Source organism: Streptomyces sp. R-07, from assembly GCF_049913175.1.
Taxonomy (GTDB): Bacteria; Actinomycetota; Actinomycetes; order Streptomycetales; family Streptomycetaceae; genus Streptomyces.
Genome location: NZ_CP183978.1, coordinates 4,374,938 through 4,390,539, shown reverse-complemented (window position 1 = coordinate 4,390,539; position 15,602 = coordinate 4,374,938). Strand labels below are relative to the sequence as shown.

15 protein-coding genes are annotated in these 15,602 nt (G+C 72.5%); 7 read left to right on the top strand and 8 right to left on the bottom strand.

Annotated features, from left to right (window positions below; all coding sequences use genetic code 11):
• Positions 1 to 64 precede the first annotated feature (64 nt).
• Positions 65 to 985, top strand: coding sequence for a 1-phosphofructokinase family hexose kinase (locus ACN9M0_RS20090; RefSeq protein ID WP_426403983.1), 921 nt, complete (start codon positions 65 to 67; stop codon positions 983 to 985).
• Between the two features lie 4 nt (positions 986 to 989).
• Here the strand turns inward: ACN9M0_RS20090 and ACN9M0_RS20085 are convergent, their stop codons facing one another.
• Both ACN9M0_RS20085 and cdgB read right to left on the bottom strand, forming a co-directional pair.
• A complete protein-coding gene (locus ACN9M0_RS20085) occupies positions 990 to 1,958 on the bottom strand; it encodes a CBM35 domain-containing protein (protein WP_366040631.1) in 969 nt (322 codons plus the stop codon).
• 73 nt (positions 1,959 to 2,031) lie between these two features.
• Positions 2,032 to 3,789, bottom strand: a complete 1,758-nt coding sequence (cdgB, locus tag ACN9M0_RS20080) for a diguanylate cyclase CdgB (protein ID WP_366040630.1) — start codon at positions 3,787 to 3,789, stop codon at positions 2,032 to 2,034.
• Positions 3,790 to 4,071: 282 nt separating this feature from the next.
• Between cdgB and ACN9M0_RS20075 the strand changes: the two genes are divergently transcribed.
• A complete protein-coding gene (locus ACN9M0_RS20075) occupies positions 4,072 to 4,635 on the top strand; it encodes a flavin reductase family protein (RefSeq protein ID WP_366040629.1) in 564 nt (187 codons plus the stop codon).
• A 78-nt stretch (positions 4,636 to 4,713) separates the two neighbouring features.
• Here ACN9M0_RS20075 and arfB read toward each other — a convergent pair whose 3' ends face one another.
• A complete protein-coding gene (arfB, locus tag ACN9M0_RS20070) occupies positions 4,714 to 5,151 on the bottom strand; it encodes an alternative ribosome rescue aminoacyl-tRNA hydrolase ArfB (protein WP_366040628.1) in 438 nt (145 codons plus the stop codon).
• 131 nt (positions 5,152 to 5,282) lie between these two features.
• On the opposite strand from arfB, the gene ACN9M0_RS20065 reads away from it, so the two are divergent.
• Both ACN9M0_RS20065 and ACN9M0_RS20060 read left to right on the top strand, forming a co-directional pair.
• Entirely contained in the window at positions 5,283 to 5,858 is a 576-nt protein-coding gene (locus ACN9M0_RS20065; RefSeq protein WP_073911578.1) for a TerD family protein, read from the top strand.
• An 83-nt stretch (positions 5,859 to 5,941) separates the two neighbouring features.
• Positions 5,942 to 6,466, top strand: coding sequence for a GNAT family N-acetyltransferase (locus ACN9M0_RS20060; protein ID WP_426403982.1), 525 nt, complete (start codon positions 5,942 to 5,944; stop codon positions 6,464 to 6,466).
• On the opposite strand, the gene ACN9M0_RS20055 is transcribed toward ACN9M0_RS20060, so the two are convergent.
• Together ACN9M0_RS20055 and ACN9M0_RS20050 are read right to left on the bottom strand one after the other, a co-directional pair.
• A complete protein-coding gene (locus ACN9M0_RS20055) occupies positions 6,463 to 7,854 on the bottom strand; it encodes a M1 family metallopeptidase (protein WP_426403981.1) in 1,392 nt (463 codons plus the stop codon). The two genes, ACN9M0_RS20060 and ACN9M0_RS20055, sit on opposite strands and share 4 nt — an antisense overlap.
• Positions 7,855 to 7,934: 80 nt before the next feature.
• Positions 7,935 to 8,468, bottom strand: coding sequence for a GlcG/HbpS family heme-binding protein (locus tag ACN9M0_RS20050; protein ID WP_426403980.1), 534 nt, complete (start codon positions 8,466 to 8,468; stop codon positions 7,935 to 7,937).
• A 315-nt stretch (positions 8,469 to 8,783) separates the two neighbouring features.
• Between ACN9M0_RS20050 and ACN9M0_RS20045 the strand changes: the two genes are divergently transcribed.
• The 3 genes from ACN9M0_RS20045 (at position 8,784) to ACN9M0_RS20035 (ending at position 11,841) form a co-directional block, all read left to right on the top strand.
• A complete protein-coding gene (locus tag ACN9M0_RS20045; RefSeq protein ID WP_399701043.1) occupies positions 8,784 to 9,899 on the top strand; it encodes a sensor histidine kinase in 1,116 nt (371 codons plus the stop codon).
• Positions 9,899 to 10,519 carry a response regulator gene (locus ACN9M0_RS20040; RefSeq protein ID WP_015035223.1) on the top strand — a complete coding sequence of 207 codons (621 nt, stop codon included), beginning with the start codon at positions 9,899 to 9,901 and terminating at the stop codon, positions 10,517 to 10,519. The genes ACN9M0_RS20045 and ACN9M0_RS20040 overlap by 1 nt, the downstream gene beginning before the upstream one ends.
• A 116-nt stretch (positions 10,520 to 10,635) precedes the next feature.
• Complete coding sequence (locus ACN9M0_RS20035; RefSeq protein WP_366038876.1) at positions 10,636 to 11,841, top strand: FAD-dependent monooxygenase; 1,206 nt, start codon at positions 10,636 to 10,638, stop codon at positions 11,839 to 11,841.
• 163 nt (positions 11,842 to 12,004) lie between these two features.
• On the opposite strand, the gene ACN9M0_RS20030 is transcribed toward ACN9M0_RS20035, so the two are convergent.
• The 3 genes from ACN9M0_RS20030 to ACN9M0_RS20020 are packed head-to-tail and all read right to left on the bottom strand — an operon-like array spanning position 12,005 to position 15,570.
• Complete coding sequence (locus ACN9M0_RS20030) at positions 12,005 to 12,790, bottom strand: hypothetical protein (RefSeq protein ID WP_366038875.1); 786 nt, start codon at positions 12,788 to 12,790, stop codon at positions 12,005 to 12,007.
• Positions 12,787 to 13,323 (bottom strand): hypothetical protein, encoded by a 537-nt coding sequence (locus ACN9M0_RS20025; protein ID WP_366038874.1) that lies wholly within the window; start codon positions 13,321 to 13,323, stop codon positions 12,787 to 12,789. The genes ACN9M0_RS20030 and ACN9M0_RS20025 overlap by 4 nt, the downstream gene beginning before the upstream one ends.
• Positions 13,324 to 13,329: 6 nt before the next feature.
• Positions 13,330 to 15,570, bottom strand: a complete 2,241-nt coding sequence (locus tag ACN9M0_RS20020) for a glycoside hydrolase domain-containing protein (RefSeq protein WP_366038873.1) — start codon at positions 15,568 to 15,570, stop codon at positions 13,330 to 13,332.
• Positions 15,571 to 15,602 lie beyond the last annotated feature (32 nt).

Here is a 15,602-nt window from a genome sequence, read left to right as displayed (position 1 = left end):
ATCGGTGCCCGTCGGAGCGCACGTTCCGCAGGACTTCACAGGGAGTACGGGGGGTGTACAGGTCTTGATCCTCACGGTCACCCTCAACACGGCGCTGGACCTGACCTACCGGGTCCCCGCGCTCACCCCGCACGCCTCCCACCGGGTCACCCAGGTCATCGAGCGGCCCGGCGGCAAGGGACTCAACGTCGCGCGCGTCCTCGCCGCCCTCGGGTACGAGACGGTCGCCACCGGCTTCGCGGGCGGCGCGACCGGCGCGACACTGCGGGACCAGCTCGCGTCGACGCCGGTCCGCGACGAGCTCGTCGAGACCGCCGGACCCACCCGCCGCACGGTCGCGATCGTCGACACGGCGAGCGGCGACACCACCCAGCTCAACGAACCGGGCCCGAACGTCACCGCCGCGGAATGGGCCGCCTTCCGCACCCGCTTCACCGAGCTCCTCGCCGGAGCCCGGGCGGTCGCCCTCTGCGGCAGCCTCCCGCCGGGCATCCACGTCGGCGCGTACGCGGAACTCGTCCGCCTCGCCCGCACGGCCGGGGTCCCCGTACTCCTGGACACCAGCGGCGAACCCCTGCGCCGGGGCATCGCCGCCCGCCCCGACCTGGTCAAGCCCAACGCCGAGGAACTCGCCCAGCTCACCGGCGCCCGCGAACCCCACCGGGCCACCCGCGACGCGCGCCGCCGGGGCGCCCGCGCGGTCGTCTCCTCGCTCGGCCCCGAGGGCCTGCTCGCCGCGACACCCGAGGGCCTGTGGCGCGCGACCCCGCCCGCCGCCGTGAAGGGCAACCCCACGGGCGCGGGCGACTCCGCCGTCGCCGGCCTGCTGTCGGGCCTGGTCGACGACGCCCCCTGGCCCGACCGCCTCACCCGAGCGGTAGCCCTCTCGGCGGCGACGGTCCTCTCCCCGGTGGCCGGCGAATTCGACGCCCCGGCCTACGAGGACCTGCTGACGCGGGTGAAGGTGACGGAGGAGAGCCTCTGAGGGGTCAGCCCTTACCGGTGTGCCCGGCCTCCAGGTACACCTGGTCGAGGATCGCCTCGCAGGAGTCACCCGCCTCGCAGGAGATCTTGAGCGCGTTCGACCCCTTGTTCAGGTTCACGTAGGAGTAGGTGTAGGTCCAGCCCTTCTCCCAGTCGCCCTCCGCGGCCTTCGCGAAGTTCCCCATGTTGATGTCGCGCGGCGTCTCGCCGTTGACGGTGAGGTGCGTCTTCGCGTCCTTGCCGGGCACGCTGTACGTGATGCGGAGCGTGTACTCGCCGGTGTTCGGTACGTCGACCGACCAGCTCGCGGAGCTGCCGACACCGGTCAGGGTCACATAGGCACCGTTCGTGCCCTTCGCGCCCTTCACACCGGTGCCCGTGGTCGCCGAGCCGCCCAGCGTCAGCGTCGCCGCGTCCTGCTTCGGGAGCTCTTCCGGGGTCTTCTCGGCGCTCGGCTCGGTGCTCGGCGTCTCGGAGACCTGGGAGGGCGCGGTCGACGGGGTGCCGTCGGCCTTGTTGTCCTTGTCGTTCTCGTTGCCCGAGTTGCTGATCAGCGCGGCCGCGATACCGATCACGACCACACCCACCACCGCGACCGCGCCGATCAGCAGGCCCCTGGTGTTGGGGCCGCGGCCGGAGCCGCCGCGCTGCGGCTGGACGGGGACCTGGCGGGTCTGCGGCTGGGCGCCGTACGTCTCGGGCGCCGCGTACTGCGCCTGCGGCTGGCCGTAGGGGGCCTGCTGCTGCGGCGGCACGTACGGCTGCTGCTGGTGGTGGCCGTACTGGCGCTCGCCGACGGTCCTGACCTGGTTGTACGAGGTCCGGGGCACACCGGGCTGAGCGGGGGCGGGGCCGGGGTAGCCGTAGCCACCGCCCTGCGGGGGCCGGGCGCCCGCTGCCTGGCCATCCTCGTAGAGGTAGCCGAACGGATCGTCGTCCTCGGGCGTGTTCGCGCCGTCGTTTCCGGCAGCCATCCGGGTCGTCCTCTCCATGCTCGCCAGCCGTCGCCGACCGGCCGAGCCTACCCCGAACGGACCAGCGCGCGACTCAGCCCGCCCGCCTGTGGACCTTCGCGCGGGAGCGTTTCTCCACGTACATCCGCTGGTCCGCCGAGTTCAGGACCTCTTCCACGGACATCCCGCACTCGGCCCAACCGATGCCGAAACTCGCCCCGACGCGGACCGCCCGCCCGTCCACCCGGATCGGCGGGATGATCGCGTTGCGGAGGCGAACGGCCAGGTCGGCGGCGTCGGCGGCGCCCAGGCCGTCGGCGAGGACGACGAACTCGTCACCGCCGAGCCGGGCCACCGTGTCGCCGTCCCGCACACCGGTGGTGAGCCGGCGCGCGACCTCGATGAGGACGGCGTCGCCGGTGTGGTGGCCGAAGCGGTCGTTGATCGACTTGAAGCCGTCGAGGTCGCAGAAGAGGACCGCGAGCCCCTTGGTGCCGTCGTCGGTCTCGCCGCCCGTGGGCGCGACGATGTGGACGTGGTGGTCGTACGGGCCGGCGCCGCCCGCCGGCTCGAAACCGAAGCCGTGCTCGTGCTCGTGCTCGTACGGCTGTGGCTGCGGCTCGTAGCCGGAGTCGTACGAGGGGTCGTGGGACGGGTCGCGGGAGGGGTCGTACGCGGGCTCGTAGCCGGCGTTGTCGTGCCCCGTCCCGTAGCCGCCGTCCCGCTGCGGGTCGTACGCGCCGTACGCCGCCTCGTCCCCCGGCGCCGCCGGGCGCTCGCAGAGCCGGGCCGAGAGCCGGGAGCGCAGCTCGGCGCTGTTGGGGAGGCCGGTGAGCGCGTCGTGCGAGGCGCGGTGGGCGAGCTGGAGCTCGTGCCGCTTGCGCTCCTCGATGTCCTCGACGTGGGTGAGGAGGAAGCGGGGGCCGTCGGCGGTGTCGGCGACCACCGAGTTGCGCAGGGAGACCCAGACGTAGGTGCCGTCGCGCCGCCCGAGCCGCAGCTCGGCCCGGCCGCCCTCGGCGGAGGTGCGGAGCAGGGTGCCTATGTCCTCGGGGTGGACGAGGTCGGCGAAGGAGTAGCGCCGCATGACGGAGGCGGGCCGGCCGAGGAGCCGGCACAGGGCGTCGTTGGTACGGAGCAGCCGGCCGTGCTGGTCGCCGCCCATCTCGGCGATGGCCATGCCGGAGGGGGCGTACTCGAAGGCCTGGCGGAAGGACTCCTCGCTGGCCCGCAGGGCCTGCTGCTCGCGCTCCAGGCGGACCAGGGCGCGCTGCATGTTGGAGCGGAGGCGGGCGTTGCTGATGGCGATGGCCGACTGCGAGGCGTACATCTGGAGCGCCTCCTGGCCCCAGGGGCCGGGGTGCCGGCCGTTGCGCGGGCGGTCGACGGATATGACGCCGAGGAGCTCACGGCCGGAGCCTGAGGCGTACATGGGGGCGTAGAGCCGGTCGTGCGGGTGCCACTCGTCCTCGAAGCGGGGCGCGGGACCGTCGGTGTGCCACTGGGGGACGTCGTCCTCCATGAGGACCCAGCCCTCGGTGTGCGGGATGAACCGCAGGTCGCCCCAGGAGACACCCATGGACAGGCGACGCTCCCAGGAGGAGCGGGAGCCGACACGGCCGGTGATCAGGGCCTCGGCGGCGGAGCTTCCGGCGAAGGCGGCGACGACGAGGTCACCGTCGGGGCGGACGAGGTTGACGCAGGCCAGCTCGTAGTTGAGACCGTCGACGACACCGTCGGCGACGGTCTGCAGGGTGTCCGCCAGGCTGCGGGCAGTGTTGAGGTCCGCCACGACCTGATGCAGCTGCCGCAGGGTCGAGAGACGGACGTACGGCTCCGACTCGGTCTCCATCGCTCGCTCTCCCCGAGACCTCGACAGCAACTCCAGGGTTCTCATCGGCATTCGTGTTGCACTGTCACCGCCACTGAATCACAGCGAGCTGCGCACCCGGTACACAGGGTCAGCAAATACTGGCCTCTGTGACTCAAGTCACAGCAGGTCGTGGCGGGTCGTGCACAACTTTCGGCCACGCTCCAGGGCCTGATCCGAACGACGGCCCTAGGTCCCCTGACGGGGTCGGACTGGTCCCCGGGTCCGATGCGGCTCCCGGCGGGCCCGGACTAGCGTGCGGGTGTGCTGCAGAAGACGCCCCCCTCGCCCCCCGTGTCCGATCTCGCCATCCCTCATGCTGAGGGGGTGAGCAACGACGAGTTCCGTGCGGCCATGTCCCGCCTCGCGGCCGGCGTGGTCCTGGTGACCGCGCACGACCCCGACGACGGCCCGCGCGGCGAGGACGTCGGCATGACGGCCACCGCCTTCCTGTCGGTCTCCCTCGACCCGCCCCTGGTCCTCGTCAGCCTCCGCAACGGCTCCCGCATGGACGACCTGCTCACCGACGTCCCGGTCTGGGCGGTGTCGATCCTCGCCGAGGACCAGCGGCACGTCGCCGGCCGCTTCGCCATGAAGAACCGGGTCAGCGACCGGCTCCTCTTCGCGGACCTGCCGTACACGCGCGGCGAGGAGAGCGGCGCCCCGCTCATGGGCGGCGCGCTGTCGTTCCTGGAGTGCCGCACGGAGAGCCGGGTCGTGGCCGGCGACCACACGCTGGTGGTGGGCCGGGTCCTGACGGTCGGTCTGCCCTCGGGGGGCGGCGCCCCGCTGACGTACTACCAGGGGAAGTACCGCCGGCTGGGCTGAGACGGGCCCTTCCCGACGCATGCCGGCTCCACCCGGACGCGGATCGGCTCGGCGGGCGGTCGGGGCTCCACCCGTCGCTCAGCCCCAGTCGCGGGACTGCCGGGTGCGCTTGGTCTCCGAGCGCTGTTTCTTCTCGCGGAGGCGGCGTTCGTTGATGCCGCGCGGGATCTTCGTCGGCCTGCGGGGTTTCGGCGGCGGGGCCGTCGCCTCGGCGAGGAGCGCGGCCAGGCGGACCGCGGCCGTCTCGCGGTTGCGCCACTGGGAGCGGTGCTCCGAGGCGCGGACCGTCACGACGCCGTTGACCAGGCGGGAGGCGAGCCGCTCCAGGGCGCGGGCCTTCCACACCTCGGGGAGCGAGTCGGTGGCCGCGAGGTCGAAGCGCAGCTCCACCTGCGAGTCGCTGGTGTTCACGTGCTGCCCGCCCGGCCCCGACGACCGCGAGAAACGCCACTGGAGCTCGGCCTCGGGCAGCGAGACGGAGCCGCGGATGAGATGGGGACCGGACATGCCCTCCATGTTCCCCGCAGGGGTCCGTACGAGTCATCCTGTTTTCGTTCAGACAGCACAGCGCGCGGAGCCGTCCGGGAACCGACGGGGGCAGAAGCGCGTTTCTCCAGGCGAAGACTTCACGATGAAAGGGACTTTCCATGGCTGTGAGCCTGTCCAAGGGCGGCAACGTCTCCCTGACCAAGGAGGCCCCGGGCCTCGCCGCCGTCACCGTGGGCCTCGGCTGGGACGTCCGCACGACCACCGGCACCGACTTCGACCTCGACGCCTCCGCGATCGGCGTGGACGCCGCCGGGAAGGTCGCCTCCGACGCGCACTTCGTCTTCTTCAACAACAAGTCGACGCCGGACCAGACCATCGTGCACACCGGTGACAACCGCACCGGTGAGGGCGGCGGCGACGACGAGCAGATCAACGTCAACCTCGCGGCCCTCCCGCCGAACGTCGACAAGATCGTCTTCCCGGTCTCCATCTACGACGCGGTGTCCCGCTCGCAGAACTTCGGCCAGGTGCGCAACGCGTACATCCGCATCGTGAACCAGGCCGGCGGCGCCGAGCTCGCCCGCTACGACCTCTCCGAGGACGCCGCCGTCGAGACGGCCATGGTCTTCGGCGAGCTGTACCGCAACGGCGCCGAGTGGAAGTTCCGCGCCGTGGGCCAGGGCTACGCCTCGGGCCTCGAGGGCATCGCCCGCGACTTCGGCGTCAACCTCTGATCCGTCGCGCACACGTCGCGCACGCGTCGCGCGCACGCAGAGCCCCGGCCGGGACACACCGGCCGGGGCTCTACCCTTTCGGCGTGATCGTCGAAGCCCTCGCCCCCAAGGCCCTGAAGGACGGCGCCGCCCTCCCGGGCGCGCTCCTCACCGAGCTCACCGCGCTCTACGCCTCCAACGAGGAGTTCCAGCAGCTCAGCGGCGACTTCCCGGATCCGTCCGACATCCGGCCCGAGCAGGTCGCGGCCGCGCTCGCCGACGAGCTCGCCCAGCCGGCCGCCGAGGTCCTCCTCGCCCGCTCCGAGGGCCGGCTCGTGGCCGTCGCCGTGACCCTGGGACGCCACCCCGACCCGGCCGATCCCGACCCGTGGCTGGGGCTGCTCATGGTCCACGCGGACGAGCGGCGCGCGGGCCACGGCCGCCGGCTCGCCGCGTACGTCGAGGACCGTTTCCGCGCCGACGGGCGCACCGGGCTGCGGCTCGCCGTCCTGGAGAACAACCCGAAGGCGCTGGCCTTCTGGACCGCGCTCGGCTACGAGGAGACGGCCCGCCGCCCGGACCGCGCCCACGGCCGCCCGTGCGTCGTGATGCGGAAGTCCCTGGTCTAGGGCCGGTCCGGCTTCTCGTCGCCGTACAGCCATACCTGCCACAGCGCGTCGAGGTCACGGCCCGCCACGCTCTCCGCGTACGTCGTGAAGTCGTCCGTGGTGGCGTTGGCGTGGCGGTACTTCGCGGGCCAGCCGCGCAGGATCTCGCCGAAGACGCGGTCGCCGACCGTCTCGCGCAGCTTGTGCAGGACCATCGCGCCCCGCTGGTACACGGGCGGGTCGAAGAGGTTCCCGGCGGCGGGCGGGGCGGCGGGCGGGAACGCCCAGTTGGCGTCCTGGGCGAAGGCCCGCGCGAAGTGGGTCCGGGCCGGGACGTGCTCGTACTCCTCCGTGTACAGCCACTCCGCGTACGTCGCGAAGCCCTCGTTCAGCCAGATGTCCCGCCAGGTCGCGGGCGTGACCGAGTTGCCGAACCACTGGTGGGCCTGCTCGTGGACGAGGGTCGTCCGGTCGAAGGAGGAGGCCGGGAAGACGGGCCGGGTCTGGGTCTCCAGGGCGTAGCCGAGGGTCCCGTCCTGCGTGACGACGGCCCCCGCGGCCGAGAAGGGGTACGGGCCGAAGCTCTTCACCTGACGGGCGAGGATCCCGGGGATCTCGCCCCGCAGCGCGGCGCTGCCCGCGGCGGCCGGGGACTCGGCGGCGGTCAGGACGGGCACGGAGCCGAGGGCGGTCGCCGTCCCCGTCTCGTACCGGCCGATCGCGACCGTCGCGAGGTAGCTCGCCATCGGCTCGGCGGTGTGCCACACGGTGGTGACGCGCCCGTCCGCCTCCGTCCGCCGCGCGGTCCTGACGCCGTTGGAGAGGCCGTCGAGTCCGGCGGGGAGGGTGAGCGTGAGGTCGTAGGCGGCCTTGTCGGAGGGGTGGTGGTTGCCGGGGAACCAGGTCATGGAGCCGGCCGGTTCGCCGACCGCGACCGCCCCGCCGGCCGTGCGCAGCCAGCCCTCCTTCGAGCCGTCGGCGTCCGTGAGCGGCTCGGGCACGCCCGAGTAGGTGACGGTGACCCGGAACTGCTTCCCCTCGGGGAGATCCTTGTGCGGGCGGAGGGTCAGTTCGTTCCCGGCCCGGTTGTACGCGGCGGGGGCGCCGTCGACGGTCGCGCCGCGCACGGTGAGGCCGGCGAGGTCGAGGTTGAAGGCGCTGAGGTCCTGGGTGGCGCGGGCGGTGATCTCGGCGGTGCCGTCGAGGCGGCCGGAGGCGGGGTCGTAGGCGAGGGTCAGGCCGTAGTGCCCGACGTCGTAGCCGCCGTTGCCGAGCTTCGGGAAGAGCGGGTCGCGCAGCCCGGCGGAGCCGGGGGTGCCCCGGACGCCGCCCGCCTCGGCGCAGCCGCCCGCGAGCAGCGCGAGGGCCGCGGTGAGGGCGAGGACTGCGGTCCGGCTGCGCTGTGACACGTACCGATCCTAAAAGGTCAAAAACGAAAAAGGTGGTGGCGCCCGGCGGGGGATCCGGGCGCCACCACCAGCTGGGGGTGTTACTTCGCGAGGGAGGCGACGCCGGCCTGCGCGAACTTCTCGTCGAGGTCGCCCGACGGGGCACCGGCGACACCGATGCCCGCGATCGGCGCGCCCTTGGCGGTCACCGGGGCGCCGCCGGCGAGGAAGAGGGTGCCGGGGATGTCCTTCAGGGTCGGCGCGTTGGTGAGGCGCTTGGCCAGCTCGGAGGTCGGGGCGTTCCAGGAGACCGCGGTGTACGCCTTCTTCACGGCCGACTCGTAGGACTGCGGGCCGGCGCCGTCGCCGCGCAGGGTCACGAGGGTGTTGCCGTTGCGGTCGACCACCGCGACCGAGACCCGCTGGTTCTCCTTCTCGGCCGCGTCCAGCGTCGCCTGCGCGGCCTTCGTGGCGGCCTCGATCGTCAGGTGCGTCGACGTCTGGAGGTTGCCGTTGTCCGCGTCGGCCATGACGGCGGCGGGAGCGGCGGCCGGGGCGGCGGCGTTCGCGGAGACCACGCCGAAGGTACCGGCGGCGACGACGGCGGCGGTGGCACCGAGGAGGATCTTCTTCATGAGGGACTCCGTAGGGATGAGGAGAGGAAACCTTCGAGCGGCCGATGCGGACCGTGGGGCCGGTGGTCCGTCCTTCGCTCTGCCTCCCATCCTCCGGCCGGAACCGGCGCCCACCGGTCCACGGTCCGGCTGCCCTCCACGCGCACACCGGACGACGGGTCTGTCAGCCGATCGGTTGATGCCCGACTGGTCCCTCCGGGCCACCATGGACACGTACACCCAGGTCAGGAAGGCCATCCAGGGCGGAAGACAGGAGGCGGCACGGTGACCCGGCCCACGAGGCACGACCCGGACGCCCGCTGGCTGGCGCGGGTCATGCACATCGCGTTCTTCCTGCTGCTCGGCGCCTCCCTCGCCCGCTTCCTGCTGCGGCACGAGTGGGAGGCCCGCAGCCCCTGGATCATCGCCCTCACCGGCACGCTCGCCTCCCTCTACCTGCTCGGCCCCGTGCTCGGCACCCGCGCCACCCCGCGCCGCATCGCCTGGCTGGGCACGGTCGTCGCCGTCTGGGTCGTCCTCGTCGTCCTCGCACCCAGCTTCGCCTGGTGTGCCGTGCCGCTCTTCTACACGGGCCTGCGCACCCTCCCGCCGCGCGCCGCGCTCGGCCTCGTCGCGCTGCTCACCGCCTTCGTGGTCTTCGCGCAGGTCCAGCTCTCGCACGGCGGCTGGGACCCGAACCTGATCGTCGCCCCGCCGGCCGTCGCCGCCCTCGCCACCGGCGTCTTCGTCCACTCCGACCGGCAGGCCGCCCGGCAGCGGGCGCTCATCGACGACCTGATCCGCACCCGCCGCGAACTCGCCGCGATCGAACGCCGCGAGGGCACCCTCGCCGAGCGCCAGCGACTGTCCATGGAGATCCACGACACCCTCGCGCAGGGCCTGTCCAGCCAGCAGATGCTCCTCCAGGCCGCCGACCGCACCTGGGACAGCGACCCGTTCACCGCGCGCCGGCACGTCCGCACCGCCGAGTCCATCGCCGAACGCAACCTCGCCGAGGCCCGCCGCTTCGTGCAGGACCTCGCCCCCGCCGACCTCGCCGGGGGCGGCGGCCTGGAGGAGGCCCTGCGCGGCCTCGCCGCCCGCGAGTCGGCCGCCTTCCGCGTCGACGGCACGACCACGCCGCTGCCCGAGCGGGTGCAGTCGGCGCTGCTGCGGATCGCGCAGGGCGCCCTCGCCAACATCCGCGAGCACGCCGGTGCCGACTCCGCCGCCCTGACCCTCACCTACCTCGACGACCAGGTGGTCCTGGACGTCGCCGACGACGGCCGCGGCTTCGACCCGGCGCTCGCGCGCGAACAGGCCGAGCGCGGTCACGGCCTGCCCGCGATGCGGGTGCGCGCCCAGCAGCTCGGTGGCACCCTGACGGTCGAGTCCACCCCGGGCGAGGGCACGGTGCTCTCCGCCGCGATCCCGCTCTCCCTGGAGTCCTGATGTCCGTACGGATCCTCCTCTGCGACGACCACGTCGTCGTCCGCGCCGGCCTGCTCGCGCTGCTCGGCAGCACCCCCGACATCGAGGTGGTGGGCGAGGCGGGCAGCGGCGAGGAGGCCGTCGCCATGGCGGCGAAGCTGAAGCCGGACGTGGTCCTGATGGACCTCCAGCTCGGCGCGGGCATCGACGGCGTGGAGGCGACCCGGCGGATCGCGCCCACCGGTGTCCACGTCCTCGTCCTCACCACGTACGACACGGACGCGGACATCACGCGGGCGATCGAGGCGGGCGCGACGGGCTACCTCCTGAAGGCGGAGCGGCCCGAGGAGCTGTTCGCCGCGATCCACTCCGCCGCCCAGGGCCGCACGGCCCTGTCCCCGCCGGTCGCCAGCCGGGTCATGGACCGCATGCGGGGCGCGGCGGGACCGAGCCTCACCGACCGGGAGCGGGACATCCTCGGGCAGCTCGGGCGGGGTCTCGGCAACCGGGAGATCGCGCGGGCCCTGTTCATCAGCGAGGCGACGGTGAAGACCCACCTCGGCCGGATCTACGCCAAGCTCGGCGTCGACACCCGCGCGGGCGCGGTCGCCGTGGCGAAGGAACGCCGCCTGCTGCCGTAGGCAGGCCGTCATCCGTAGGGCTGGACCTGGGTGCCGTTCCGGGGCATCGACCCGTCCCCACTGCTACGGTGCGTCGTCATTCGACCGCACGGTGTCATGTCTCAGTGGGAGCGCACGTGAAGCTCGCGATCGTCGGCGGCGGACCCGCCGGCCTCTACCTCTCGATCCTGCTGAAGCGGCAGGACCCGTCCCACGACATCGCCGTGTACGAACGGAACCCCGAGGGCTCCACGTACGGCTGGGGCGTCACCTACTGGGCCGGGCTCCTCGACAAGCTGCGCGCGGGTGACCCCGAGTCCGCGGCGGCCGTCGCCGAGGCCTCCGTCACCTGGAACGACGGGGTCGCCATCGTCCGCGACGAGCGGACCGTCCACCGCGGCGACGCGGGCTTCGGCATCGGGCGGCGGCGGATGCTCGCCCTGCTCTCCGACCGCGCCGAGGAGCTCGGCGTGCGGGTCGAGTTCGAGCACGACATCCCCGGCCCCGACGCGCCCGAACTGGCCCGCGCGGACCTGGTCGTCGCCGCCGACGGCGTCAACAGCGCGCTCCGCGAGGCCCACGCCGGCCACTTCGGCAGCGAGGTCACGAGCGGCCGCAACCAGTACATCTGGCTCGGCACCACCAAGGTCTTCGACTCGTTCAGCTTCGCCTTCAAGGAGACCGAGCACGGCTGGATCTGGTGCTACGCCTACGGGTTCAGCGGCGAGCGGTCCACCTGCGTCGTCGAGTGCTCCCCGGAGACCTGGACCGGCCTCGGTCTCGACACGCGCGACGAGGCCGACAGCCTGAACCTCCTGGAGAAGCTCTTCCACGACCTCCTCGACGGGCACGAGCTGATCGGCCGCGAGCGCGCCGACGGCGCCGCCCAGTGGCTCACCTTCCGCACCCTCACCAACCGGGTCTGGCACCGCGGCAACCTGGTGCTCCTCGGCGACGCCGCCCACACCACGCACTACTCGATCGGCGCGGGCACCACCCTGGCCCTGGAGGACGCGCTCGCCCTCGCGGACGCCCTGCGCGCCCCCGGCGACCTGGACGCCGCCCTCACGGCGTACGGGAAGCGGCGGCGGGCCGAGCTGGTCTCCGCGCAGAGCGCCGCCCGCTACAGCGCCCAGTGGTACGAGAACCTGCCGCGCTACATGGGCCTGGAGCCGGCCAAGATGTTCGCGCTCCTCGGGCAGCGCCACTCGCCGCTGCTGCCGCACGTCCCGCCGCAGCTGTACTACCGGATCGACCGGGCGGCCGAGCAGCTGGAGGCGCTGCGGCGGCTCAAGCGCTGGCTCGGGCCGCGGGTGGCACGCGCGGTGCACGGCCGCCGCTGACCCCCGTACAGGGGCGGCCGTGCACCGCGCGTGCCCGTCGGATGTGACGGGACCCGTCGGATGTGACGGGACCCGTCGGATGTGACGGGACCCGTCGGATGTCACCGGCGGGCCCGTCAGGTGGAGCGGGCATGTCCCCTCAGCCGTAGCGGGCGTGTCCCCCTCAGCTGTAGCGGGCGGCCCGGCGGCGGCGGGCCGGCTCCGTCACGTCGGGCACCACCCCGGCGCCGAGGCCCGGGGTCTCGTCCCAGGCCCGGAGCTTGTCCGCGACCCGCGCCAGCGCGTCCGCGCCGGGCCGCGCGACGAGGTAGAACAGCCCCTCGTAGGCGCGGCGGTCGTCGCCGCCCCAGCGGACGAGGCCCTCGGTGTCGGCGAGGACGTCCCGGATGACCTGCTGCTGGGCGGCGGTGAATCCGCCCCGTACCTTCGGCGGGTAGGAGCCGGGACGGATGACGACGGCGGTGCCGGAGGCCAGGTTCGACTCGGGGAGCCGGCCGTCCCGGACGGTGGCGGGAGCCACCCAGCCCGTGAGCGCGTCCGGCTCGCCGCCCAGGCCGAGGGCGTCGACCTCGTAGTGGAAGCGGCGCACGACGTGGAACAGGAGCGCCTCGGGCTCGCCCGTGCGGACGGCCACGCGCAGCCCGGTGCCGGGCACGGAGCGGGTGGCGATGTCGCCGCCGTCGACGTCGACGGCCTTCTGCATCTCCCAGCCGTTGGCGGACGGCCGGCCGGTGAAGATGTGGCGGTTGCGGGCCTGGGCGCGGCGCAGCGCCTCCTTCAGCGCGTCGTTCCCGACGGGCTGCGGCGGCACGGCGGCGGAGGCCTGGGCGCCGGCCGGGGCGGCGGCGGCCGGTGAGGCGAGGAGCCCGGTGGTGCCGAGGCTCGCGGCGGCGGTGACGCCGGCGGTGGCGAGGAGGGTCCGCCTGCGGGTGATGCCGGTGTGGGTCAACGGGTCGGCCTTTCTTCCGTGTGGACGTGCCGTGCGGACGTGCGCTGCGCGCGGTGCAGGAGGGTGGCGGTCACGGCGCCGAGGAGGGCGAGCAGCAGCAGGACGGCGAGGGTCGGGTTGATGAAGTCGGGGATGACGACGGTGTAGTCACGGCCGTCGGACGCCTCGCAGACGAGCCGCAGGGGGATGAAGTCCCCCCTGCGGCCCACGAGGGCGGGCAGCCCCGGGGGCCGGTGCAGCTCGCACTGCGCGGCCTGCTCCTGGTCCTCCAGGAACAGGACGTGCAGACAGCCCCAGAGGTAGAGGGCGATGCCCGCGGCCACCGCGGCGAGCGACGCGTCCCGCACCACCCGCGCCGGGGTGTACCGGCGGCGGGCCCGTGGGGCGAGCCGCGATCCCAGGTAGGCCGTGAGGCCCGCCAGGGCCGCCGCCCCGCAGAACAGGACGGTCAGCAGGACGCCGAAGTCGTGCCCCGCCCAGGGGTCGGACGGCACGGCGGCGGCGAGGGCGGCGGAGGGGGCGGCGGTGGCCACGGGGTGTCAGGACTCCCGGATGATGCGGTTGTACTTCTCGAAGATCGCGTAGAGCGGCATCCGCAGCTGGTTGTCCGCCACCGCCTCGTCACCGAAGCCCTGGTAGCGGCGCAGGACCTCGAAGATCTCCGTCTCGGTGTAGTCGAGGGCGGGGCGGCGGATCGGGGTCTCCGCGTGGTCTCCCGGCTTGCCGTCGGCCCCCCAGATGTGGAGGTACGGGACGGTGCTCAGGTTGTACGCGTTGTCCTGGTTGACCTTCTTCCACATGGTCCAGCGGTCGGTGTCGCTGGTGGAGTCCATGAGGTCGCCCTCCAGGATCCCGGAGTTGATCGCGTTGTTCCGGGACAGGATGCAGGTGCGCCCGGAGATCTTGGCTATGCCGGTGCTGGAGTCGACGAGCCTGTCGACGACGGGGAGGTCCTTGGCCCAGTCCGGGATGAGGCCCTCGTGGTAGTACCAGACGCCGGCGTCCTCGATCAGGTCCTTCTGGCTGTAGTGGGCGAACTCCCAGAAGGCCGTGGTCTGGATGAGGGCCTTGCGCATGCGGAAGGCCCGGGCCGAGGAGCTGACCGTGGTGTCGAAGCTGATGATCGTCTCCAGGCACTGCTGGAGGGTGTACATCCGCTCGCCGCCGGGCCGGCCGATCGACGCCATGTAGGCCTGGATCTCGGACAGGAGCGCGTCCCAGTAGGTGAGGCTGAAGCCGATGTCCTGCTTCTCCGCGGGCCGGGGCAGGAAGTCGCCCTGGGCGTTGTCCCAGCCCGAGGCGATGTTGTTGTCGATCTCGATGAGGCCGTCGCCGGAGCCGATCTTCTTGGTGACGATCTGGTCGAAGGCCCACTTGTCCGGCATCGGGTAGCCGAGGTTGCCGGAGAAGCCGGACGACATGTCCGACACGAAGCAAGAGTCCGCGTAGTCCTTCTCGATCACCCGCGCGCACACGTTCCGCGGGCCGTAGATGCCGATCTTGTACGGGCTGCCGAGCCGGGTCATCTCGGCCCGGACGCTCTGGAAGTACGGCAGGACGTTCGAGGTGACCTCCTCGTCGACGGCGTCGTAGTCGACGGCGAAGTAGATCCGCGTGCCGTTCTTGAAGCCGTGCTCCTGCGCCTTGTAGGCGGCGGTCCGCACGTCGGAGGCGCCCTGCGCGGTGCTGTAGTAGTCGACCGAGCGCGCCCACGTCTGGTAGATCGGGAAACAGCGCAGCCCGTACGCCTTGATGGTGTCCAGCTCGCCCGGCTGGATCTCCTTCTCCGGCAGGGAGGTGGTGGAGGCGTTGTACAGGTAGCGGCCGACGTAGAGGTAGCCGGCGTCCCTGAGGGCCTGCGCGCGGGCCGGGGTGATCTTCGTGACGCCGTCGCAGGCCGTGCCGACACGGGTCTGGTCGCCGTACGAGACGAGGAGCGAGGCCCAGGTCCGGTAGTCGGCCTGCCCGGTGATGTCCAGCTCCATGAACTCCTGGAAGGCACGGACGCTGAAGGCCAGGGAGTCGGTGAACGTGCTCTCGAAGAAGAGGTAGCGGCGGTTGAGCACCATGGCCGCGGTGAACAGCTGCGCCCACACGCCGGACGAGCCGACCGACAGGGTGTGGTTCTTCAGGCCGGCCTGGGTGCCCGGCCCGAAGGCGCCGTTCGCGACGCCGTCGGCCATGCCGATCTCGTACTGGATGGCGAAGAGCATCGACTTGGCCACGTCACGCGAGTGGTGGCCGTCGCAGGGGATGATGAAGAAGTCCTTGCGCTGGACGTACTGGCCGTTCAGCCAGCGCTGGATCGCGCGGATGGTGTCGGAGCCGGCGTTGACGCTGACGTACGCGTCCATGTTGAAGAGGCCCTTGATCACCTTCGGCTGCAGCGAGGTGCCGGGGTAGGCGAAGGCGACGCCCATCTGGTCCTTCAGCTTGGCCACCGCGGCCTTCACCCGGGAGTTGTACGTGCCGTCGATCTCGCCGCCGTCGTAGCCCTTGCAGTAGAGCGCCGACTGGATGGCCCGGCAGAAGTTCGCGGACGGGACCGTGTTCTCGTCGATCTGACCGTACTTGGTCTGGAGCGTGGAGAGCGTGGTCGGGCCGAAGCTGTTGGAGAGCGTGGTGATGCCCATCTCGTACTGCAGGGCACGGGTGAGGGCGTACATGACGACCCACCCCGTGCGGCCGTCCTCCTCCAGCTTGGGGATGCCGAGCAGGGCACCGTCCTGGTAGGTGAGGTTGATGAATCGCTGGGCGCGCAGCACCATCTCGTCGGCCATCGGACTCCTTGCTCCAGGGGTGCGGAACGCAC